General features: G+C 41.4%; 21 protein-coding genes and 1 tRNA gene. 12 read left to right on the forward strand and 10 right to left on the reverse strand.

Annotated elements, in window-relative coordinates:
- Positions 1-54: 54 nt before the first annotated feature.
- The 3 genes from G593_RS18380 to G593_RS0105530 all read right to left on the reverse strand — a co-directional run bounded on the left by G593_RS18380 (position 55) and on the right by G593_RS0105530 (position 2,119).
- Entirely contained in the window at positions 55-996 is a 942-nt protein-coding gene (locus G593_RS18380; protein WP_242827044.1) for a sensor histidine kinase, read from the reverse strand.
- A gap of 15 nt (positions 997-1,011) precedes the next feature.
- Positions 1,012-1,323: a hypothetical protein gene (locus G593_RS20730; RefSeq protein WP_242827045.1), complete on the reverse strand. Its 312-nt coding sequence runs from the start codon at positions 1,321-1,323 to the stop codon at positions 1,012-1,014.
- A gap of 79 nt (positions 1,324-1,402) precedes the next feature.
- The gene (locus tag G593_RS0105530) at positions 1,403-2,119 is read right to left on the reverse strand and encodes a LytR/AlgR family response regulator transcription factor (protein WP_242827046.1); all 717 of its coding nucleotides are present in this window, start codon (positions 2,117-2,119) and stop codon (positions 1,403-1,405) included.
- Positions 2,120-2,537: 418 nt separating this feature from the next.
- Here G593_RS0105530 and G593_RS0105535 point away from each other — a divergent pair, with 418 nt between their 5' ends.
- Entirely contained in the window at positions 2,538-2,768 is a 231-nt protein-coding gene (locus G593_RS0105535) for a hypothetical protein (protein ID WP_029731048.1), read from the forward strand.
- A gap of 115 nt (positions 2,769-2,883) precedes the next feature.
- Here G593_RS0105535 and G593_RS0105540 read toward each other — a convergent pair whose 3' ends face one another.
- From G593_RS0105540 to G593_RS0105550, 3 genes are all read right to left on the reverse strand, one after another.
- Complete coding sequence (locus G593_RS0105540) at positions 2,884-4,698, reverse strand: serine hydrolase domain-containing protein (protein WP_029731049.1); 1,815 nt, start codon at positions 4,696-4,698, stop codon at positions 2,884-2,886.
- Positions 4,699-4,794: 96 nt separating this feature from the next.
- Positions 4,795-5,370: a DUF3841 domain-containing protein gene (locus G593_RS0105545; RefSeq protein ID WP_029731050.1), complete on the reverse strand. Its 576-nt coding sequence runs from the start codon at positions 5,368-5,370 to the stop codon at positions 4,795-4,797.
- Positions 5,357-5,926, reverse strand: coding sequence for a DUF3841 domain-containing protein (locus G593_RS0105550; protein ID WP_029731051.1), 570 nt, complete (start codon positions 5,924-5,926; stop codon positions 5,357-5,359). Before G593_RS0105550 ends, G593_RS0105545 begins: the two co-directional genes overlap by 14 nt.
- 276 nt (positions 5,927-6,202) lie before the next feature.
- Here G593_RS0105550 and G593_RS0105560 point away from each other — a divergent pair, with 276 nt between their 5' ends.
- Genes G593_RS0105560 through G593_RS0105595 form a run of 8 tightly spaced genes read left to right on the forward strand, consistent with a single transcriptional unit; the run spans position 6,203 to position 17,162 of the window.
- The gene (locus tag G593_RS0105560; protein WP_029731052.1) at positions 6,203-8,314 is read left to right on the forward strand and encodes an NAD-dependent epimerase/dehydratase family protein; all 2,112 of its coding nucleotides are present in this window, start codon (positions 6,203-6,205) and stop codon (positions 8,312-8,314) included.
- The gene (locus tag G593_RS0105565) at positions 8,311-9,207 is read left to right on the forward strand and encodes a tetratricopeptide repeat protein (protein ID WP_029731053.1); all 897 of its coding nucleotides are present in this window, start codon (positions 8,311-8,313) and stop codon (positions 9,205-9,207) included. The genes G593_RS0105560 and G593_RS0105565 overlap by 4 nt, the downstream gene beginning before the upstream one ends.
- Entirely contained in the window at positions 9,192-11,030 is a 1,839-nt protein-coding gene (locus tag G593_RS0105570) for a DUF2194 domain-containing protein (RefSeq protein WP_242827047.1), read from the forward strand. Before G593_RS0105565 ends, G593_RS0105570 begins: the two co-directional genes overlap by 16 nt.
- 12 nt (positions 11,031-11,042) lie before the next feature.
- Positions 11,043-12,467 carry a GT4 family glycosyltransferase PelF gene (pelF, locus tag G593_RS0105575; protein WP_005340628.1) on the forward strand — a complete coding sequence of 475 codons (1,425 nt, stop codon included), beginning with the start codon at positions 11,043-11,045 and terminating at the stop codon, positions 12,465-12,467.
- On the forward strand, positions 12,448-13,920 hold the full coding sequence (gene pelG / locus G593_RS0105580) for an exopolysaccharide Pel transporter PelG (RefSeq protein WP_005340626.1): 1,473 nt from the start codon (positions 12,448-12,450) through the stop codon (positions 13,918-13,920). Before pelF ends, pelG begins: the two co-directional genes overlap by 20 nt.
- Positions 13,907-15,682, forward strand: a complete 1,776-nt coding sequence (locus tag G593_RS0105585) for a CotH kinase family protein (RefSeq protein ID WP_029731055.1) — start codon at positions 13,907-13,909, stop codon at positions 15,680-15,682. The genes pelG and G593_RS0105585 overlap by 14 nt, the downstream gene beginning before the upstream one ends.
- A complete protein-coding gene (locus tag G593_RS0105590; RefSeq protein WP_044994126.1) occupies positions 15,669-16,472 on the forward strand; it encodes a polyphosphate polymerase domain-containing protein in 804 nt (267 codons plus the stop codon). Before G593_RS0105585 ends, G593_RS0105590 begins: the two co-directional genes overlap by 14 nt.
- An 18-nt stretch (positions 16,473-16,490) precedes the next feature.
- The gene (locus tag G593_RS0105595; protein ID WP_022278997.1) at positions 16,491-17,162 is read left to right on the forward strand and encodes a DUF4956 domain-containing protein; all 672 of its coding nucleotides are present in this window, start codon (positions 16,491-16,493) and stop codon (positions 17,160-17,162) included.
- 497 nt (positions 17,163-17,659) lie between these two features.
- Here the strand turns inward: G593_RS0105595 and G593_RS0105600 are convergent, their stop codons facing one another.
- Positions 17,660-18,178: a nitroreductase family protein gene (locus G593_RS0105600; RefSeq protein ID WP_029731057.1), complete on the reverse strand. Its 519-nt coding sequence runs from the start codon at positions 18,176-18,178 to the stop codon at positions 17,660-17,662.
- Between the two features lie 257 nt (positions 18,179-18,435).
- On the opposite strand from G593_RS0105600, the gene G593_RS0105605 reads away from it, so the two are divergent.
- Together G593_RS0105605 and G593_RS0105610 are read left to right on the forward strand one after the other, a co-directional pair.
- On the forward strand, positions 18,436-18,783 hold the full coding sequence (locus tag G593_RS0105605; RefSeq protein ID WP_005340613.1) for a winged helix-turn-helix transcriptional regulator: 348 nt from the start codon (positions 18,436-18,438) through the stop codon (positions 18,781-18,783).
- Between the two features lie 49 nt (positions 18,784-18,832).
- A complete protein-coding gene (locus tag G593_RS0105610; protein ID WP_029731059.1) occupies positions 18,833-20,038 on the forward strand; it encodes a hypothetical protein in 1,206 nt (401 codons plus the stop codon).
- Positions 20,039-20,099: 61 nt separating this feature from the next.
- Here the strand turns inward: G593_RS0105610 and G593_RS0105615 are convergent.
- Positions 20,100-20,170 (reverse strand) — tRNA-Cys (locus tag G593_RS0105615).
- Positions 20,171-20,442: 272 nt separating this feature from the next.
- On the opposite strand from G593_RS0105615, the gene G593_RS0105620 reads away from it, so the two are divergent.
- A complete protein-coding gene (locus tag G593_RS0105620) occupies positions 20,443-21,807 on the forward strand; it encodes an MATE family efflux transporter (protein WP_005340610.1) in 1,365 nt (454 codons plus the stop codon).
- A 79-nt stretch (positions 21,808-21,886) separates the two neighbouring features.
- Here G593_RS0105620 and G593_RS0105625 read toward each other — a convergent pair whose 3' ends face one another.
- A complete protein-coding gene (locus tag G593_RS0105625) occupies positions 21,887-22,681 on the reverse strand; it encodes a J domain-containing protein (protein WP_005340608.1) in 795 nt (264 codons plus the stop codon).
- On the reverse strand, positions 22,674-23,534 hold the full coding sequence (locus G593_RS0105630) for a DUF5685 family protein (RefSeq protein ID WP_005340603.1): 861 nt from the start codon (positions 23,532-23,534) through the stop codon (positions 22,674-22,676). The genes G593_RS0105625 and G593_RS0105630 overlap by 8 nt, the downstream gene beginning before the upstream one ends.
- Positions 23,535-23,545: the final 11 nt, after the last annotated feature.

Raw genomic sequence — 23,545 nt, forward strand, 5'->3', positions numbered from 1 at the left:
ATGTTTTTGTTGTTTTTATCATAGCAAAATCCGATAAAAAACGCAAACCATGTGTTATAGAATAACGCGCAGAATAAAGTAAGTATCTGTCACCGAAAACTGGCAGCTTCCATTCAGTTTTTCAGCAACATACCAGATACTTTTTGTTCCAAACCCGTGTCCGGCTTCGGAAGTATATGGAAGTCCATTCATAAATTCTGGCTTATCAGCATAAGTATTTTTCAGAAGAATCAGTAATTTTTCTTCATTCAGACGCATATCCAGTTTAATTTCACGTCTCGCTTCTGGAAGTTTCAGGACTGCATGGATCGCATTTTCCAAAGCATTGGAAAGAATTGCAGTCATATCCACATCAGAGACTGCAAGAGTCTCCGGAAGTTGGATAGAGTATTCAAAATGAATATAGTTATGTTCCAGTTCACTCTCATGAGAAGATAGAATTAAGTTTATAATTTCATTTTTACAATATCGCTGTGTTACGGTTTTGTCAGAAGTATGGATGACTTCGTTAATATATTCCAATGCTTTTTCATTGTCGTTATTTTCAATATAAGAAGAAATGCTTAATAAAAAATGTCTCATATCATGGCGCAGAATAGAGACAGCGTGTTCGGAGCGGCGAATCGCGTCCAGTTCCTTTTCAGACTGGATCCGCTTCATCTCCATAATCTGGTTGCGCTGTTCTGCTTCTTTATTGGCTTCGTATTCCTTGAAATAAAGAAACAAAAACATCAGATAAGTGATGCAGAGCACGAATCCAAGAAATTCGCCAACTACCTTTGAGCCGGAATAAAGAAGTAAAGTATATTTACTTGTCATATAATCAAAAATGTAATAGACAAAAGGCATAAATCCGAGGATAGCCAGTGAACGAGCCGGCTTCTGCAGAAGCTGTGCAGTAATGTCGGAAACGTAATGGACAAGCAGGATAAATACGATAATGGTCACACAGATACGGACACTGTAATAGATCCATTCCTGACTGGTCAATGTCATTGCTGCAATTCCGGTTCAGTTACTGATCTGGCAGCAGAGGTATGCAGTCAGAACAGCCAAAATGGAGTTGGCCATTTTATATTTGTAATAAAAAGTAAGAAACAATACAAGCGGAATGTGAATAATGAAAGGATAGACCTGTTCCGTGAAACTGGTTCCATGCAATACAAAAAAAAGTACATAAAAAACACCTGTAATACACGAAAAAGTTAACAAGGCAAGGATATTCTTCCGGTTCATGCGGATGCCGAGAAATGCAGCAGATGCGTAGACACCGAACAATAATGTAGTTGTGTTATGAATCAGGCTTAAAATATTTACAAGCATCGTAGTTTCCTCTTTTGTTCGAAAATATGTGGATAAAATCCAGATCCGGTGTACAAATCGTGGAAAACATATCTATATATCAGGAGTCCTGGAACATCTGGGCAAAATAGGCCTCTTTGAAAGCTTTTGCGTAGCCTCTGGAAACCGGAATGTTCCGCCCGGATTTCGTAGTAATCTCAGCTGCGGTAAAATGATCTACATTTTGCAGATATACAAGGTAGCTTCGATGACATTTGAAAAATCCATCCTGCGAAGAGAAACGCTCCTCAAAGGAATGAAATGGTTCTGCGGACTCTATGATATTGCCGGAGCGCAGATGAAAGAAAACTCTCTTATTCTGAGCTTCTGCGTATTCAATTTCATGAAAATACAGTTTCTGATAACCGGTGACAGTTTTGATCACCATGTTCTTTGGTTCTTCTGCAAATGATTGGGCACATTCGTCCAAAAGTTCCTTGAGCTTATCATAGGCAATTGGTTTCAGCACATATCCCTGAGCTTTGACCTCATAAGACTCTAAGGCAAATTCCGGTGATGAAGTCAGAAAGATGATTTTAACGGACTTATCGCGCTGACGAAGTTCCCTGGCGGCATCCATACCATTTAAAAGAGGCATGATAATGTCCAAAAAAATAATATCCAGCCGTTCTTCTGTATTGGCAGCGACTAGCTTATCACCGTTATTAAAAGTGTATATCTTTACCGGAATCCGGCGTTCATCGGACCATTTCCGAATTAATTTTTCAGCACAGATCAGGAATATCTTGCTGTCATCACAGATGCCTATTTTCAGCATATTCTCACCCCAGTTCATTTTTCTATAAATATATTTTAATATAGAAACACTTTTCTTTCAATAAAATCAAATTGCAGTTCGCGCCGTATAAATGACAACTCGCGCCGGAGACAAAAATAGGACAGGAAAATGGGTATAATGTTAGGTGGGATTAGGATAATTAATTTAATAAAACAGGAATGCATAATATACGCCCCGTAAAATATTCACATTTTGCGAGGCGTTTTTCCTTAAGAAAAACATAAGTATTTTCTTGTTGAGAAGATAGGAATGTTATGATATGATAAGTCCACTCAAACATTCGAAATAGTGATCATGATATTTTAAGAAGCAGTTCTGCTTCGATCAGAACGGACAGGAACGTCTGCATGAGAGCATACGAGAAATCAAAGCCAGTGCGGATATGGAGGTAGAGTATATGAAGATGGAAGAAAGAGAACGGATTATACGAGACGAGGGAAAACAGATTGGAATTATTAATGGAAAAATAGAATCTGTTTTGGAATTACTTGAGGATAAAGGAGAAGTTCCGGAAAAGGTGAAGGCAGAAATTTTCGCAGAAACGGATCCGGAAGTATTGAAGAAGTGGCTGCGTTTGGCAGCAAAATCGGAAACGATAGAGGAATTTTGTAAAGAGATAGATCATTAAATGGAACTGTAAAATGCATAATATACGCCCCGCAAAATATTCACATTTTGCGAGGCGTTTTTGTATGAGATAATAATCAGAACAGCTACAGTTTCAAGGAATGGTATGTCAGATATCAAATATCCACGTCTTCAGTATCGGATTCAGCTAATGTTCCATGTACAGTTGGTTCTATGGTATCGACCATTATATGTTCCAGGAACTGCATTCCGCTTCCTTCGAGAAAGCGTCCGTAAAGTGGAAGCTTCGTCATCTCCCCTGTGATGGAAGACAGACCTTCTAAAATAAGCTCTTTCCCGGGAGACTCGGACCAATGTGCCATTAATTCGTTGCTTTTGAAATGTAAATAAAGCTTTCGGCGCATGGCTTCTTCCAGATAAGTCATATTGAGGATAAGTACCGGGGCGTGATCTGCATCAGTAGTATACTCACATTTTACAGCTACAAGGTAAGTTTCTCCATGAAGTGTAATTAGGTTATCGATATAACGATCAAAACTTGCGGTCAGCGTACAATGTTCTTCTCCTTCCAGAAAGTGAATATAAAATTTGTCTGGACAGTTGATTTTGTCATATTGAAAAGAAATCTGTCTGATTCCGTTTGTCAGATTATTATGGAATACTTGAATAATCAGCGGAAACAGGCCAACACTTGCGGGATTTATATTGTAGCATTTTCCGTCTAAATCCTTTAGCAACCGGACATATTTGGGATATATTGCATGGCTTCTGGAATATCCGCTTTTCTTTGCCCAGCCGCCGCGCCGGATCTGCGGCATGCAGGAAGGCCCATGGGAAAGTGAGTGAACCAGGTGTGTCAGTTTGTGATACTCGGCAGGATTTTCAGGGAGAGCATATTCAGATGCCTGATATTCCTGTGGAAATGCATCACGTATCAGATCTAGCATGACGTTATTCTGGAAGAGTTCGTTGTTTCCAGCGCAGGTGACAATGACCATGTCAAGGTCAGGATACACGATCACATTCTGTCCGAGCATACCATTGAATTCGAAACTGTTCAGACGATTCTCCATCCAAATCTGGTATCCGTAGCCGTAAGTTCCTTCGATACTGTCAACCTGTTTTGTGGTCGATTCGCGGATCCAGTTGGCCGGAATGATCTGCTTTTCGTGCCACATGCCGTGGTTTAGATAGAGCTGCCCTAATTTTGCCATGTCTTCCGGACAAATAAAAAGTCCCCAGCCACCTTTTGTGATGCCTTTTGGGCAGGTCTCCCAGAGATACCGGGTGATGCCAAGAGGCTCAAATAGACGTGGCCGCAAGTATTCCTCCAGCGTCATCTCAGTTTTTGCGCTGACAATTGCAGAAAGGACATAAGTATTCAGACTGTTATACTGAAATTCCGTGCCAGGTTTTCCCGTTACAGGTGCATTTAAATAACTTTCCAGCCAGTCATTACCAGAGACAATCCCAGATTCGTTAAATGTTACACCACTTGTCATTGTCAGAAGATGCCGTACTGTGATTTCCGGTCGGAAGATTTTGAACAGTGGATTGACTTTTCCGGGAAAGATATTGTATATGTTTTCATCTAAAGAAAGCTTCCCCTCATCGATCAGCAATCCGATTGCCATACCGGTAATACTCTTACACATGGAATGGGAAATGTGCCATATGCCGCTCCGGTAAGGCGCAAAGCTGCAGTCACAGATTACATTTCCATGTCGCAGTACAAGAAAGTGATGCATATCCGTGTATGGAGATGCAGATAAGTTACTTAGTAAATGTATCAGTTTCTCGGAAGAGACACCCTGGCTCTCCGGTGTAGCGCGCAGGAAAGCCTGTTCATACGAAAGGTTTTCCGGAAACGGGATTTTCTGTGGTGTGAAATCAACTTTACTAACCCCGTCGGTCTTGCCGAGAATCATATTTGTGATCATTTCAATCACAGCAAGCTGCTCTTTTGCCATGGCAGGTCACCTCCATATAAAAAAAATAACATGCAGCAGAGCACATCCATCTCTGCTGCACAGTTTGCAAGTAAAGCTCTTGCTTATAGTATAACATTATTCTTCCCCGACTACCCAATCTTTTTTCAGATACCAGACAGTGCCTTGCCAGTAAGTCTCTTCCGGAAGTGGATCCGTAAAAAGATGCTGCCAGCTTTTCTTGATTTTCTGAGCCAGAAGCGGATAAAATGAGGACTTCATAATGTCCAGTGGGTCGCGGACGCCCTGACGCTTATATTCCCGCTCAAAGGCGGCGATTTCTTCATCAGTTCCAACATATTCCATGTTCAGAATTTTATTCCATGTTCTCCGGTCAAAAAGAATCAACTCGTCTTTGGGAATTTCCAGGTGCATACGCCGGCAGCCAACATTCGGAACTGCCCATTTTTTATCACGGTACATCCAGATTGGTGATTCAGCCTCTTGTGGCTTTGGAATGATCTTTACAGCTTCCTGGCGGAAAAACTTGTAAGCAGTGTCAAAAATCCAGGCAGTGTCTTGATATTTCTTTGTGATATAAGCCTGTTTTACATAGTTTACGCCATCTTTATCTACAATATCCCAGACAAGGTCAGGCTGCGTGCAATACATCGTGATAGTGTCTGAGGCTGATGATATATTATTCTCCGTCATAAAAACGTACCTCCTTGATCCACTCTTTCTTTAACTTCCAGCAGGTTCCGACCATGAGGGACGGATCATCCGGCTGAATCGTAAAAATTCGATCCCAGCTTTTGATAATTTTTTGCCGAAGCAGCGGGTAGAAGTTTCCTTTACTGGTTATAACTAATGAATCTTCGGAGGCGATTCCATATTTTTTTAACTCTTCCATGTGGGCCTTTTCATCGGCCTCATCCAGCGGCACATAGAAATAATTGACGCGGTAGCCCCATTTGTCAAAATTGCAGATCAAATATTCCCCCTCTGGAATCTCGACTTCGAATATGATTGCGTGTTCGGTTGGCTGTAACATCATATCCTCACTAACACTGAGCCAGATTGGATATTTCAGATCTTCTGGGATATCAATATATTTTCTTGCAGCTTTTGTGTACCATTCATACAATTTTAGATAGAATTCGGAAATGGTATCATTTTTTGCCTCGATATATTCTTTCTTTACAATATATTGATCTGTTTTTTGAAGCTCATCCCAGACAGCTTCATGTTGTCTTGTCCAAAACCGCATAGAAAAAATCTCCGTTATGATAAGTATAAAAACAGTTTCCTCTCGGGATGCTTTCGTGCTATTGAGAAATGTTTTGAAAATACTTAATTGTTAATTCTATGGTAAAACATCTGAAAAAGGTTTGCAAGACAATAATAAGAATGCTTATTAAATTTGTGGGTTTCGGTCATATAAAAAAGATATATGGAAATGTATATGAGAATATGTTTTTTGTGGCAGAATAAAAACTGCGTGGTATAATGAAAAATATATCAGGGAACGTTAGGAAGAAAAGATATGAGAGTACTATTAGTTGGGAATACCGGATACATAACAAAAGAATTTGTGCAGGAAGCTTTTCCCGAGAGCGAAGTATTTATAATGGGGAATTCGCTGCTAAAGACAGAGCGGAAAAAGCATTTGATCGTGCGTCCATTTCCAGAGCAAGATGAAGAGCTGGAAGACATTTTCCACACTTATGATTTTGAACTTATGGTTTATTTTTCTAATTATATTACATTTCATGGAACGATGGAAGGTGAAGCGGAGAAGCTTCGAAAAGTGTTAAGTTATTGTAAACGCAGTAAAGAGATACATGTAATCTATCTAACTGGTCCGGAGGCGGGGTATGCAGCTACGACCGGAAAGACACTTCTTGTCCGCGGAGCCGAGAATCTGTGTTGTCAGTATGGAAAAATGTACCAGATTCCGGTCAAAATCGTAAGAATTCCGTATCTGTATTCCGGAGTTTATAAGGAAGATTATTTTTATAAAATGTTTGCAGCTATCCGTAGTGGGGAGCCGGTGGAGATTCAGGAATCATCTGATCAGCCACTCCAGTTTTTGAACTCCATGGATCTGGCAGAACTTTTGGAGAAAATGAGTGATAACTGGGACGAGGAATATCACTATCTGAATGTACCAAATGTATTTTCAAATACTTTTCGGGAGCTGGAACAGAAAATAAAAGAGATAGATGCAAGTGTACGGATCGAGAATAGAGGACTTACCCCGGTTGAAAAAATTCCACCGGATGATAAAGTCGTACGTTTTAAGTATGGCTGGTTTCCCAAGATTTCTCTTCTGGAAGATCTTCCCGACATCTATGATCAGTATCTGGACGCTATTGGAGAAAAGGAGCGGCGGATCGATCGCTGGAAAATCTGGCTTGATAAACACAGGCCAATAGTAAAAATAGTAGAACTGGTCGTTGGATTTTTCCTGTTCGAATTTTTGAATCATCTTGCCGGAAATCAGGCGCAGTTTAAGATGATTGATCTGCGGCTTGTATTTATTGTGCTTTTTGGAAGCTTGTATGGAATTAACTACGGGATTGCGGCTGCAGCTCTTGAGACGGTTTCGCTTTTGGCAGCTTATGAAAGAGAAGGTGTAGGGTGGACAACATTGTTCTATGAACCGTCCAACTGGATCCCATTTATCTTTTATTTTGCAGTAGGAGCAATCTGTGGATATGTACGGATGAAAAATAAAGAAAATATAGAATTTGTTACGGATGAAAATAAACTGATCCAGGAAAAGTTTTTGTTCATGCGAGATATGTATCAGGATTCTATCTATGACAAGAGAACGTACAAGAAGCAGATTATGGGGAGCCGGGACAGCTTTGGAAAGATTTTTGATATTACAAGAAAGCTGGATACGGTGCTTCCACAGGAGCTTTTTATAGAAACGATACATGTGATGGAGGATATGCTGGAGAACCATGCAGTTGCTGTGTACTCCCTTGGAAAAAACAGTGAGTTTGGACGATTGGAGATTGCATCGAAAGAAATTAGAAGTGAGTTTCCCAATTCTATACGGATCAGTAAGTATCAGGCAGCTATTTCGGAGCTGGAAGATGGAAATGTGTGGGTAAATCGTGAGCTTCTCCCGGATTATCCGGCTTACATGGCAGGAATCAGGAAAAACAAAGAACTTGTGATGATTGTCTGTATTAAGGAAGTCCGCAGCGATCAGATGACGCTTTATTATATGAATCTGTTCAAAATCCTCTGCGGATTGGTGGAAGTGGCACTGCTTCGTGCACTGGAGTATCAGGAGGCTGCGAAGAATATGCAGTATGTGGAAGGGACACATATTTTGAAGACATCCTATTTTATGGAACGATTGGAAACATTTCATGCGATGCAAGATGAGATGGTGGCGTCCTATATTCTGTTGCGGCTGGAACATCCGGGCAAGTCAAAAGAGGAGGCAGATCAGATCCTGCAGCATCTGATCCGTGCGAATGACGTATGGGGGATTTCTGAAGAAGGAGAATTATACCTGATTCTGTCTCAGACGGACAAGGAATCACTTCCAATTGTGAGCGGGCGGCTTAAAAAAGCCGGAATCATCACCTATGAGACCGGTATCGCCCAGATTGCACGAGGTGGAGGAGAAGTATGATTCAGATTGTAGTTGGAATAGTACTGATTCTTTTGCACATCATCTGTTGTATTCTTGTATGGGTAGGAATCTGCACTCATATTATAAATGTAAAGAAATATCTCATGTTCCCGGTCGTTTTTGTTCCGGTGTGGGGAGTTTTGTGTGTGTTGATCCTGCATTTTCAAATCTGGATACAATCAGATCAGAGAAAAGAAGTAGGCGTAGAGAAGATGAAGGTAAATGAAGAAATTTACAAAAATATCTTTCAGTCCGGGACGGAACAGGAGGGAAATATTGTTCCGCTTGAGGAAGCGCTGATCGTAAATGAGCCGGAACTTCGAAGAGAGTTGATCATGAATGTTTTAAATGACAATCCAGAGGAGTATGTGGAGCTTTTGAAACAGGCGCGTATGAACGAAGACGTGGAGGTTGTACATTATGCCATCACTGCCATGGTAGAGCTGTCGAAAGAGTATGATTCAAAGCTTCAGGAGTTGGAGAGGCTTCATCAGATTTCGCCGGAAGATCCGGAAGTTATGGAGCAGTATTGCGAATTTATGGAGGAATATTTAAGCCAGGGACTTCTGGAAGAACAGATAGAACGAGTACAGAGGCAGCGATATGAACAGCTTCTGGAAAAGAAGTTAAAACATCAGGAAGATCTGCACACTTGCGTATGCATGGTCAAGAATCTGATGAAGCTTGGAGATTTTGGAAAAGCACATGAGATTTTACAAATTATAGAGAAAAAATGGCACCGACACGAAGCGTATTGGATTTTGAAGGTTCAATATTGCGTAGAACAGAAGCAGGGAGAAGAACTGAAAAGAACACTAGATAAGATGAAGAAAGAGCACATTTATCTTTCTTCAAAAGGAAGGGAGGATCTGGCTCTTTGGATCGATTCATAAAGAGTATGAAAGCATTTCCATTTAAAGGAATGTTGGTAATATGGGGAATATTCATGTTGATGGGGGCTGTGCTTTTTGCGGAACGCTCTGGCATCCATTATGAAGGAAGCAAAAGCCAGAGTGCATATCTAAGTGAGAACCAGATTGTGACGGAAAAAGAAGCAGTAAAAGAATTAAAAAAGACTTGCCTGGTCATTATGGACAGCCAGCAGGAGAGTAGCCAGCTTGCGTGGGAACAATTTGAGCGGATTTTTCAGGATATGGAAGTAGGAACAGATGTGGCAGATCTTAAGACCGATACGCTTCCAAATCTGGATTCCTATGAGACAGTGGTTGTACTGATGAGTGACCTGGAGCCATTAAAGGAAGGGATTATTGAAATCAGCAATTGGGTGAAAAGCGGCGGAAGTGCCATGTTTGCCATGGCACTGCAAAAGGACACGTATGCGTCACTGATTGAGCAGAAATTGGGAATTATCTCTTCTGGATATGAAAATAGTTTTGTGGACAGCATTTATTTTGATTCGGATTTTTTGATTGGCGGAGGAAAAAGCTATGCAATCACGGATGGATTTGATTCTGCGAGACAGGTTGAGTTAAGCGAGAAGGCACAGGTCTATGCGTGGGCAAAAGAGCCGGGAGGAATTCCTTTAATATGGGAAAATACATACGGCGACGGAAAGTTTGTAGTAGATAATTTGGGGTTATATGAAAAAGCGGTAAGAGGCTTTTATGCAGCGTCTTACAGTCTCCTGACAGATATAGGAGTCTATCCGGTGATCAATGGATCGGCCTTTTATCTGGATGATTTTCCATCACCGGTACCAAGTGGTGACGGGACATATGTCAAACGAGATTATGGGACAAGTATTCAGGAATTTTATTCGAATATCTGGTGGCCGGATATGCTGAATCTTGCATCCAAATATGGACTTAAGTATACCGGAGTGATGATTGAGAACTATGAAGATAAAACTGACGGAGAGATCACGAAGCAGACGGACCATGAGCGTTTTCAATATTTTGGAAATATGGTACTTCATCAGGGTGGTGAATTAGGTTATCACGGGTACAACCATCAGCCATTGTGTCTGGGTGATACAGATTATGGAGATGTTCTTCCGTATAAAACATGGAAGAATGAAAAAGCAATGGAGTCTGCTATGTCAGAACTTATGCGGTTTGGTAAAAAAATGTTCCCGGGAACGCAGATGTCGGTCTATGTTCCACCGTCAAATGTGTTGTCAGAGCAGGGGCGGAAGATGCTGGCGCAAAAGTTTCCACAGATTAAGACGATAGCTAGTAATTATTTTGCCGGAGAATGTGCTTATACACAGGAATTTGAAGTGGCAGATGACGGTATCGTAGAACAGCCAAGAATTATTTCCGGAGCCATCCTTGATGATTATATGCAGATGGCAGCAGTGTCTGAATTAAATATGCATTTTGTGAACAGTCATTTTATGCATCCGGATGACCTGCTGGATGAAGACCGTGGGGCAAAGCTTGGCTGGGAAAAATTAAAGAACCGGTTGGAGGAGTATATGGACTGGCTCTATGATTCAGCACCAGAACTTCGTAATCTGACCGGATCAGAATTGTCTGGGGCGATTGAACGATATGGTGCACTGACGTATGAGAAAAATGTGACAGATAAAAGTGTGGAACTGAAGCTGGATCATTTTTATGATGAAGCATATCTGATGCTCCGGTTCAACGATGGGATACCGGGCAAAGTTACAGGTGGAGAACTGGAGCATGTAACAGGAAATCTTTATCTGCTGTATGCAGTGAATGATGAAGTTACGATTGAGAAGAAATAAGAGGACATTACGTTGAGAATTTGTTTGATTTTGGAAGGGTGTTATCCATATGTGCACGGAGGTGTATCCACATGGATGCATCAGTATATCAAAGAGATGAAAGAGCATGAATTTGTCTTGTGGGTCATTGGAGCACATGCCGAAGATAAAGGAAAGTTTGTGTATGAACTCCCGGAAAATGTGGTGGAAGTAAAGGAAGTATTCTTAGATGATGCTTTGCATGTGAAAGATACCGGGAAACTTCTACATATATTTACCAGGGAAGAACAAGACAGCCTTCGTGAGCTGATGGATTGTGGGAGACCGGACTGGGAAGTACTGTTTCGCTTGTATCACGATAAGAAGATCAATCCAATGTCATTTTTAAAAAGTGAAGAATTCCTGGAGATTCTGGAAAAAAGCTGTCAGGAGAAATATCCGTATACTGCGTTTGCAGATGCATTCCACACGATGCGGTCTATGCTGCTTCCGGTACTGTATCTTCTTGGAAGTGAAGTGCCACAGGCAGATGTCTACCATGCGATCTGTACTGGTTATGGCGGTATGCTGGCATGTCTTGGCGGCTATGTTTATCAGAAAAAAGTGCTTCTTACAGAGCATGGGATTTACACAAGAGAGCGTGAAGAAGAGATTATCCGGGCAAAATGGGTCATGGCTACATACAAGAAGCAGTGGATTTCATTTTTCTATATGCTGTCGGACATTATATACAGCCGGGCATTTCAGGTTACGGCGCTGTTTACGAATGCCATGCGGACACAGATACAGATGGGCTGTGATGAGAAGAAATGCAGAGTGATTGAAAATGGAATTAATTATGAGCGCCTGTCCCAGATTCCGCTGAAAGAAGAGGATGGTCAGGTAGATATTGGGGCAGTGGTCAGAATGGCACCGATTAAAGATATCAAGACAATGATCTATGCTTTTTTTGAACTATGTGCAAGGCGGAAAAATGTAAGATTACATATCATGGGTGGTGTGGATGATGAAGAATATGCCCAGGAATGTTACACGCTTGTGAAACAATTAAAGCTTGAAAATGTTATTTTTACAGGACGAGTTGATATTGTAAAATATATGGAAAAACTGGATTTTACGATTCTGACCAGTATCTCGGAAGGACAGCCGCTGTCGGTTCTTGAATCACTGGCGGCAAGAAGACCATGTGTAACAACGGATGTAGGATGCTGCAGAGAGCTTTTGGAAGGAAAAGAAGGAGATTTTTTTGGACCGGCAGGGTACTGTGTGCCGCCGATGTACCGGCAGGGACTCGCAGCTGCCATGGATAAGATGTGTGAATCCAGAAGCTTAAGACTTCGCATGGGAGTAAACGGACAGAATCGTGTAAATAAATATTACCGCCACGAACGGATGATGAAGGAATATAAAAAATTGTACGGGGAGGTGGAGACTGCTTATGGCTGGAATCGGATTTGAACTGAAAAAGCTGTTTAAAAAGAGTGGTCTTGCTGCAACCGCAAGAGCTTACGGATATGCCGGTATTATCTGCGCCGGACCGATGATTCTTGGAATCGTACTGCTTCTTGGAATTATGTTCCTGTGCAATCAGACGGGTGGAACGAGATTTGAGAGGGAACTGTTGATCTGTATGGTCACATACTCGTTACTGGCTTCCCTGACTGTGACAAGTTTTCTTTCTATGGTCGTGACCAGATTTCTGGCAGATATGTTATATGAAGAGAAGCTTGAGGCAATTCTTCCTTCTTTTTGGGGTTCTACTGGAATTATGTTAATAGCCGGAGGAATTCTGTACGGAATATTTTTAATCTTTTCCGGTGTGGGACTTGTGGATAAACTGTTGTGTTTTGGGTTGTTTGGTGAGTTGATCGTGACCTGGAATGCTATGAGTTACCTGACTGCGATCAAAGATTACAAAGGGATTCTACTGTCATTTAGTGCAGCACTTGTTGTTTCTTTTGTCGTTGGATTTTTATTGCTTATCATCGGTATGCCACATATAGAAGCGTTGATGATTGCAGTCTGTGTCGGTTATGGGATCATGCTTCTGTGGGACGTGGTGCTTTTGTACCGGTATTTTCCATCAAGTGATGCCAGCGCATTTTTATTTCTGCGGTGGGTAGATGAATTTCAGCCACTGGCATTTACAGGATTATTTGTGAATCTGGGATTGTTTACCCACCTTGTGATTATGTGGGCAGGACCACTCGGGGTGCAGGTGAAAGGATTATTTTACGGAGCGCCGTACCATGATGTGCCGGCATTGATTGCATTTCTTACGATTCTGATCACGACAGTAAACTTTGTCGTTTCGGTAGAAGTGAATTTCTATCCAAAGTATCGTAATTATTACAGCCTGTTCAACGATAAAGGTGCAATTAAGGATATTATGCAGGCAGGAAATGAAATGCGGGAAGTGCTGAATATGGAGTTGAAGTACACGGCGGTAAAACAACTGCTGACAACGGCGCTTGCTATTTCCATCGGAGGAATTTTATTGAAATATCTGCCTCTCGGATTTAATGATCTGATGGAAGGGTATTTCCGGACCTTGTGTGTCGGCTATGGAATCTATGCAATTGCCAATACCATGCTTCTTTTATTATTATATTTTACGGATTATAAAGGGGCATTTGCAGCGTCCGCAGCATTTGCCGGGTGTACAACCGTATTTACCTTATTGTCACTACTGTTTTCACAGGTGTATTATGGATTTGGATTTTTGCTGGGAAGCGCAGTGTTTTTCCTGATTACTGCTTTGCGGCTCGGATATTTTACACAACGGCTTCCTTATTACATATTAAGTGTTCAGCCAATTGTAGAGGAAGATAAGTCAGGACGATTTACGCGATTGGGGACTTTTTTGGAAGAAAAACTAGAAGGAGGAGAAGACCCAGGTGAAAAGAAATAGACTCATATCGGCAGTATGTGTACTGTCGCTTGCTTTATCACTTTGTGCGGGCGGCTGTTCAGAGAAAAAAGAAGAAGCAACCTCTGACATTAAGACAGAAACGCAGACAGTGAAAAAGGCGGAGAAAGAAGATATTAACAGTGTGCATCTAAGGGATAAGGACACGCTGTATGCAGATGATGATGAGACCAGTGTAGTGACGATGTATCTTACTGTCTCCAGGGGAAATGCTTCAGAGAATACAGATCATTCCTGGAGTGAGATCAATAGCTATTCAGTAGAAGATTATGAAAATATGGGAGTGGACCGTTATCAGGTGGCAGGACTTTTACAAGTCGGGGATGAGAACGGACCGACCAGTGGAAATGTGGGATATGCAGAAGAAGTTCCCAATGCAACGGTTCAGATCCGCGGACAGACCTCCAGCAGTAATGCGCAGAAAAATTATAAGATTGAGTTAAAAAAGAATAAAGGAACGTGGCGTGGACAGCGGGTCATCAACCTGAATAAGCATCAAGGAGAAGGAATGCGTTTCCGCAATAAGATGGCTTACGACTTGATCAAGGGCATTCCTCAGATGATGGGACTTCGCACGCAGTTCGTACATTTGTATGTCAAAGATAACACAGATGGAAGTTCCGATGTCTTTCAGGATTATGGCCTTTACACGCAGGTGGAACAGTTGAATAAGACAGCGCTTAAGACGCATGGTCTGGATTCAAAAGGTCAGCTTTATAAAGTCAATTTCTTTGAGTTTTACCGGGAAGAAGATGTGATCAAAACGACAGACGATCCAGGATATAACCAGGAAGCATTTGAAGAGCGGCTGGAGATTAAAGGTGATTCCGACCACACAAAGCTGATTCATATGCTGGATGCAGTAAATGATTATTCGATCCCTATTAATCAGGTGCTGGAACAGTATTTTGACGAGGAAAATATCGTATATTGGATGGCGTTCCAGATTCTGACTGGAAATGTGGACACTCAGAGCCGGAATATGTATCTGTACAGTCCTCAGAATTCAGATACATGGTATTTTATCGACTGGGACAATGATGGATTTTTCATGCGTTCGGAATACGGGCTCCGCGGCTGGTCCGACCAGGGCAGCTGGGAGTGTGGGATCAGTAATTACTGGGGAAATGTACTGTTCCAGAGATGTCTGAAATCAGATTCATTTCGGAAAGAATTAGATAAGGCAATTATTGAGATGAAGGATTATCTCAGTGAAGAACGGTTGAGCACGATGATCAGCCAGTATGAAAATGTGGTGAGACCATATCTTTATTCCATGCCGGATCAAATGCATGCGCCTCTGACACAGGCCCAATATGATACGGTGGCAGCAGGAATTCCGGAAGAAGTGGAGAAGAACTATGAATTGTATCTGGAAAGTCTGGAAAAACCACAGCCATTCTACATTGGAACCCCGGCTATTCAGGATAATGCGCTGAATCTGAACTGGGATGTGTCCTATGATTTTGATGCTGAAGATATTACTTATACCGTAGAACTTGCGACAGACTACCAGTTCCAGAACGTGATCTTCCGGCAGGAAGGAGTGGCAGTTCCGGAAGTACAGACAGGTATTCCGGCAGCAGGCCAGTACTTTGTACGGGTACGTGCAACCGATTCATCTGGAAAGACACAGGACGCATTTGATTATTATACAACCGACAATGGCAAGAATTATGGTATGAAATGCTTCTATGTGACAGCAGACCAACGTATTGAGGAAGATATTTATGAAGAAAATTAAGAATATCAGTCATGCCAGGATTGCAGAACATATGAAGCAGTTAAAAAATGCTGAGATACCGGAGCATGCCGGAACGGCAGAACATTTTCGGAATGAGTGGAAATACTTGATCAGTACGAGTGAGAAGGAATTATTGGAACTTCGTATGAAACATTTACTGAAAAAAGATCCACATGCTTCAGATGGGGGCTATATGATCCGGAGCCTGTACTTTGATGATTATTGGAACAGTGCTTATGAGGAGAAAGAATCCGGCGTACTGATGCGTAAAAAGTACCGGATCCGAATCTATGATTACAGCGACCGTTCCATTAAGCTGGAGCGAAAAAAGAAATTTGGCAGTTACATTTACAAGGAAAGCGCACCACTTACGAGAGAAGAGGTGGAAAAAATCCTGGCGGGGGAATATGAATTTTTGCTGCACAGTCCATATTCTCTGTGCAGGGAGTTTTATATTGAATGTGTCAGTAATATGATGCGGCCTCGGACTATTGTAGATTATGACCGGGTGCCGTGGATCATGGATGCAGGAACGGTGAGGATTACGTTTGATTGCGACGTGCGGGCATCTGTGGGAGGGTATGGTATATTCGATCCGACACTTGCTACACTGCCGGTTCTGGAGCCTGGAAAGCTTGTAATGGAAGTGAAATTTACAGAGCTGCTTCCGCAAATCATACGAGATCTTCTGCCACCGCAGTCAGCAGAGTTTACAGCAGTATCAAAATACGTATTGTGTTATGAAAAGACCCGGTATCTGAATGGATTTGAATATTGGGCAGAAAATTAAAATACAGGAGAAAAACGAATGAGTGTACAGGATGTAATAAAAAAATCAGTACTGGAATCCGGTGTATTCGATAAATTCGATGTTCCGGGAATGCTTACGGCACTTGCCATAGCGCTGCTCCTTGGCGGAGTAATCTACTTGGTCTATCGAAAATTTTACGTAGGAGTGATTTTTTCCAGAAGCTTTGCAATCACACTTGTAGGAATGACGGTTCTTACATGTATGGTCACACTGGCAATCAGTACGAATATTGTGATTTCCCTTGGTATGGTTGGTGCATTATCTATTGTACGTTTTCGTACAGCAGTCAAAGACCCGATGGATCTTCTTTATCTGTTCTGGGCGATAACGACAGGAATTACAGCCGGTGCAGGTATGTATGTGCTTGCGGTACTGGCGGCAGTGATCATGATTGTTATGATTTATTTATTTTATCACAGACAGCAGAGTGGAAAGATTTATATTGTAGTAATTCATTATACCGGAGATGATGCCGGAGATGAAATCATACGCAGCTTTGGAAAAATTCGTTATTTTATCAAATCAAAGACGATGCGGAAAGAAAAGACAGAGATGGCAGTTGAAGTATTCTGCAGGCAGAATCAGATGGACTTTACGGAAAAAATCCGTAAGATTGAAAATGTGGATGATGTAACGCTAATCCAGTATAATGGCGAATATCACGGATAAAGGTAACTAAAAAAGGTCCACCGGACCTTTTTGTCATATGCTTGGCAACGTAAGAAGCCCACGGGTCATGCGACCTGTGGGCTTCTTGCCGTTGTTTTTATAGTTATCTAAAGGAATGAGAGTTAAGTGCGTTTTGCACTTTATGAGGGGGAGATAGTTGATATTGATTGATGTCTCTCTCAACTATCTGTCATTAAGTATACAGAGGAAATGTGTCTAAAGTATGTGCGTGGCCTTAAAGAAATCGAAAATTTCTTAAGGAAATCTTATGGAAGTCTTATGGGCATATTTACATTGTTATACTACTGATTGCTTATATCAATCAAATGAAAAAGTAACCGCCCCCAGCCAAGGATACGGTTACAATAAAAAATCTTTGGACTAACCGCTTATCGGTAGCACCTTTCTAATTACAATATAGCAAAATAATTATTTAGTGTCAATATAAATTATTTATATTTATAATATACAATAAGAATTATTGCGTGAAACATAGATTATAATGTTTCGTAGGAAACGAGTTCCTCCATTGTTATTCTGGCATCGTCGAAACGATTCGGGGCGCCGCCTTCGGTACTGTCATAGCCGATTACCAGAATATTGATCGGCTCCAGATTATCTGGAAGCTTGAACTCTTCTTTAATTACATCTGGCTTGAAGTAGCATACCCATACGCTGCCAAGACCAAGATCTGTTGCCTGAAGCATCATGTGGTCAGTCAGAATTGCAGCATCGATATCGCAGCTGTTTTTCTCATCGAATGGTCTTACCCACGCTTTATTGTGGTCAGCACATACAATAATAGCCAACGGAGCACCGTAGATATTTGCAGCTTTTCCAATCTTTTCAAAGCCATCCACGCTCTGGATAACAATCAGGTGAACAGGCTGTTTGTTGGCAGCTGTCGGCGCAACGCGGGCAGCTTTTAAGATTTTCTCAAGCTTTTCAGGCTCTACTTTCTGGTCTGTATATTTTCTTACAGAATAACGGTTCGTAATAATCTCTTCAAATTTCATAGTTAAAATCTCCTTCTAAAAATAAGCAGTTGTAACGCTTTTTGATATTCACTTGGTTTTTTTATTGTTGTATTTCACTTGTTTTTGTATTTACATGATGTCGTTTCAGGTACCTTATGTTTTTATTATATTGCTTATTTTCGAATTGACAAGAACGCACTATTTTGTAATATACTATAGGAAAGGGAATATAATTTCTTCTCAGAAATATACTACCCATTTGGTAAGTATAAAAATGGAAAGGTTTTGAAAGGTTTATGAAAAAGAAGATAATGGTCGAGAAAAGTACCTGTTCTGTTGGTGCTACAATCCAATTGATAGGTGGAAAATATAAGGCAGTGATTCTATGGCATCTGATGGGACATACTTTGCGCTACAGCGAATTGCATAAATTAATAGCGGCAGCAACTGACAAGATGCTGGCGCAGCAGCTTCGGGAACTGGAGCGGGACGGACTTGTGCACAGAGAAGTCTATCCGGTGGTGCCGCCGAAGACAGAGTACTCACTGACGGCGTTCGGAGAAAGTATCGCACCTATTTTAGATGCTATGTGTACCTGGGGAAAAGAGCATCTGGAGCTGGTAGAGCTGGAGAAAAAAGTATAGAAAATAAGGATACTCTGATGATAAAGTATAGAAAATGGGAGGGAAATCTATGCAGCGGAAAATAATAGAATTCTTATCTACTGTCAGTGGAAAAATAACAATAATTGTTGTTATAGGCATTCTTGCCGTGGCAGGGATACAGACTGTAAGGAATCAGGCTGCAGAAAGTCAAGCGGAAACGGATATTGCGGATGATTCGGATGATTCAGATGAAAGTGTTCAAAAAGAAGTACCTGAAGCGGTGAAGCTTACTGGAAAAGAGTATATAGGAAATGAATTATATTATTACAGAGAAAAGCCAAAGGTACCGGTTGGCTGCATAGAGGCGGCTTTTTATGATTTGGACGAAGACGGGCAGGACGAGATTGTGTCCGTTGAAAATAAAGACACGGATTTTGATTTTGTCCCGACCCTTCACGTATATAAAGAAAAAGGGGATAAATGGAAAGAAGCAGCATCGACAGAAATTGACTTGTCGAAAATAATAGACGATGATTCATTTGCTCAAAAATACGTGAAATTATTTACATATGATAACCAAATTGCAGTTCAATACAAAACAGGAGTGAACGAATCTGTTGTGGATATATATTCATATTCTGATTCCGGGGAAATAAAATGCAAATTGGATGCAAATGTCCGGACAACAGATCTGCACCGTGACGGAGATATTTTTTGCGAGTTGTTTACGCAGAAAATCACAAAGGAATGGATAGATGAATATCAGTCTGGCTGGTCGGTAAAGAGTCATGATTGTTATGTTGTTAATTTTGTCAATTATTCTAATCTGAGCACATACCAGGCAGATGATTTTGGGTTTTCATATCCGTCTTATTACGATCAATATGTAGATTTTACGCCAAAAACGGAGGAAGACAGAGGAGAACAGTATTTAAGAATATGTGCGGATGTAAAAATGTTATCGCCTGTTGAGTATGGAGGAAAGAAAGTATCTGTATTCGATATAGCAGAAACAGCATATGAACCAAGAGATTATATGACTGACTATGAATATAGTGATTTTCCAACTTTGGAAATGTCGGAGGTCAAGCTTTTATGGAATAATGAAGAAAAATGTATCCAGTATACTATGGCTGGAGATGAAACTGCTGTTTTATATGAGGTTGCATCTGAAAATCGTAATTTGAAAAAATTCAGTGTTTATATGATGATGGTGAGTGATTCAGAAGAAGTATGTTACCATTTTAAGACTAATTTGGAAGGAACGACCTATCCTGTAGAAGCAGGAGAATAAAATTTATGTACAAATCATATACGCAAAAAAAGAAACCTTGTAATCAAGGTTTCTTTTTTAGAGGCGCCAACCAGATTTGAACTGGTGATAGAGGTGTTGCAGACCTTTGCCTTACCACTTGGCTATGGCGCCATATCGAATGCTTATTTAGAATAGCAAAGATTTCCGGTTTCGTCAACCCCAAAATGAAAAAATATTTCGAAAATTCGAATCAATTTGAAGTAGTCAGGATTATCATTAAAATTACCGGCAAAAAGACTTTCGAAAAATTTCATAATTTGACGTTATTGACAATGGCGTTACAGATAGTATAATTTGTAATATTGATGTCACGAGACAGTCTTTTGACATTATGGTTGGACTTTTCTCCAACGTTATTATTACGAATAAAAGGTGTGAAAATTATGGAAAAAGATAAAGATTTCCTAGGGACAGAACCGATTGGAAAGCTTCTGCTCCGGCTGGCAATCCCAACGCTGGCAGCGCAGCTTATTAACATGCTGTACAACGTGGTAGATCGAATTTACATCGGTCATATCCCGAAGGTAGGAGCTTTGGCTCTTACGGGTGTCGGCGTGTGTATGCCGCTTATTATGATCGTGTCAGCATTTGCAGTGCTGGTAGGAAATGGCGGTGCGCCGAGAGCTTCTATTTACATGGGACAGAATAATAAGGAAGATGCGGAGAAGACACTTGGTAATTGCTTTGCAACACAGATTTTGGTGGCAATCGTGCTGACAATTGTGCTGCTTCTTGGCAATCGCACATTTCTACTGGCATTTGGAGCCAGTGAGAATACGATTTCATATGCGGCAGCCTACATGAACATTTATGCAGTGGGAACGATTTTTGTGCAGTTGACACTTGGATTAAATGCATTTATCACCGCGCAGGGATTTGCAAAGACAGGAATGTTATCTGTGCTGATTGGTGCAGTGATCAACATTGTGCTTGACCCGATTTTTATCTTTGGATTACATATGGGCGTGCGAGGCGCAGCGCTTGCAACAATCATATCACAGGCATGCTCCTGTATCTGGGTCGTCAGCTTTTTGTTTGGAAAGAAGACATTTTTAAAGATACAAAGAAAGAATATGAAGCTGGAAGCAAGAATTATATTACCAAGTCTTGCGTTGGGACTCGCAACATTTATTATGCAGGCGAGTGAAAGTATTATCACGGTGTGCTTCAACTCATCTTTGTTAAAATATGGCGGGGATATTGCAGTTGGAGCCATGACGATCCTGACCAGTGTAATGCAGTTTGCGATGCTGCCACTACAGGGACTTGGACAGGGAGCACAGCCGATACTCAGCTATAATTATGGAGCAAAAAATGTAGACCGCGTTCGGGGAACATTTCGCCTGCTGTTAAAGGTAAGCGTTGGATATGCAGTGATTCTGTGGTTATGTGTAGAACTTTTTCCACAGATTTTCGTCAGCATGTTCACATCAGACGCAGCACTGCTTGCATTTAGCAAGACAGCACTTCGTGTATATATGGCAGCAATGTTTATGTTTGGAATCCAGATCGCATGCCAGATGGGATTTACCTCTCTTGGCTGCGCGCCAGAATCCATTATTGTCGCAGTAATGAGGAAATTCGTACTGTTGATTCCATTAATTTATATTGTTCCACACATCTGGAGTGCAGATCGAACCATGGGAGTATATCTGGCAGAACCAATCGCCGATTTCTTCGCAGTAACATTCACCATGATCCTGTTCAGTAACCGGTTTAAGAAAGCATTGAAAAAAATAGAAAAGTAATAAAAGGGACACCCTAAATCAAGGATGGGGACGTAGTACTTTGAACGTTCGACTTGAATACGTCCCCCCCATTATTATTCTATATGTAATGTCTGCCGTTCATTCCGCTTCCACCACAGCAGAGCCCGCTTCCACCGCAGCATAGGTTACAGACGAGGTTTGCGATACATAGTTTTACGCACCAGTCGCCGCTGCTTGAGAAGGTTGTCTGGTAAGGTTCTTGTTGCTGGCGGTACCAGTTTCCACCATTTTCCAGTCGTTGTACGAGGGTGGTGTACTGTATATTGTTCGGTTCCATGCGAGCTGCTTCGCGTGCATGCTGTAGGGCAATGACGTTATTGCCGATACCGGAGTTAGCGATGGCACTGTAGTAATACCATTGCGCGGTCTTGTTATCAATTCCGTTTAGGACATTGATTGCTTCCTGGTAGCGGCCGTTATTAATGAAATTGGCAGCGGCCTGCATATGAAGGTCACCTTCGTTACTGGTTGCGCCGGATCGTCTCTGCTGATACTGACCGGAGTAACCGCGGAAGTTTCCGAATCCTCCAAAGTCAAATCCTCCAAAGTCAAATCCTCCGAAGTCAAATCCTCCAAAGTCACCGTAGCCGCCATTAGGATTATTTCCATCGTAACCGCCGGAAGAGCTTCCGTAACCATTTCCATAGGAACCGGTAGTACCGTATTCGCGTTCATGCATAATTTGCTGGTAAGCCTGCTGGACTTCTTTGAATTTGGCTTCTGCCTGATCTTTGTTCGGGTTATTGATATTTGCATCCGGGTGATATTTTCGGCTTAGTGCCCGGTATGCTTTTTTTATTTCGTCATCAGTAGCGCCGCGGGAAATGCCAAGGACGCTGTATGGATCATTCATGATTGTTCTCCTTATTCTGGTTTTCATATCGTTTGGACGTAACCATAGTATACCTGCACCACACCCCGGAATACAAGATGTTTCTTAAAATATCTGCGTGAAGCAGAATCGGAAGCTGTTCAAATTCTCTGGAACATTCGGCCATCATCATGGTCAGAAGAGTGCGGCATTCTGTGACGAACTGTTCTGGAGTTTTTTGCAAAAATGCTTCCTTTAGTGGATTGTAGCTGTTATTTCCAATATCCTTTTCTACATCTTCATAGGCGTCCATGAGGTAAATGAATTTGCCAAGGAAGAATCCGATTTTTCGAAGAGATAATTCCCATGCGTCTGGTTCCCAGGCAAAGATTTCAGCCATGATATCACCGAAAAGTCCTGCCATAAGGTCAAGATTTGTCTCACCTTTTTTTTCATATTGATTGATTTCTTCTAATTTTGAGTGGATCAGCCGGACTTTTTCCGGGTAATTACTTTCAATCTTTTTGATCTTCGGCTCCAGCGCTTTTGCAGCAATATATCCTTTTTTCTTTCGCTCATCGGTCCAGTCGTCCTTACATTTATAATAGGAAAGAATGAGATTCATGGAAGCTGCATAATCTGTATATTCGTTAATTTTTGTCGGATGTTTCTCAAGCGGGTGCGCAATGCAGCGAGTCTCACCGGCTATAGTCTTTGGTTCGTAAAGCCCGGTGAGCAGGACAATGAGAAATGTCATGTCGTAGGACAGTGTCAGTTGGCCACGCTTTCCGTAACATTCTTTCAGACGGCGACAAAGACCACAATAGTACGCCTGGTACACATCGTAGTCTTTGAATTTCATTTCAGCTTTGTTGATTGCAATATATCCAAACATAAAAAGCCCCT

It is taken from the genome of Dorea sp. AGR2135 (assembly GCF_000420885.1).
In the GTDB taxonomy this organism is placed as follows: domain Bacteria; phylum Bacillota; class Clostridia; order Lachnospirales; family Lachnospiraceae; genus Dorea; species Dorea formicigenerans.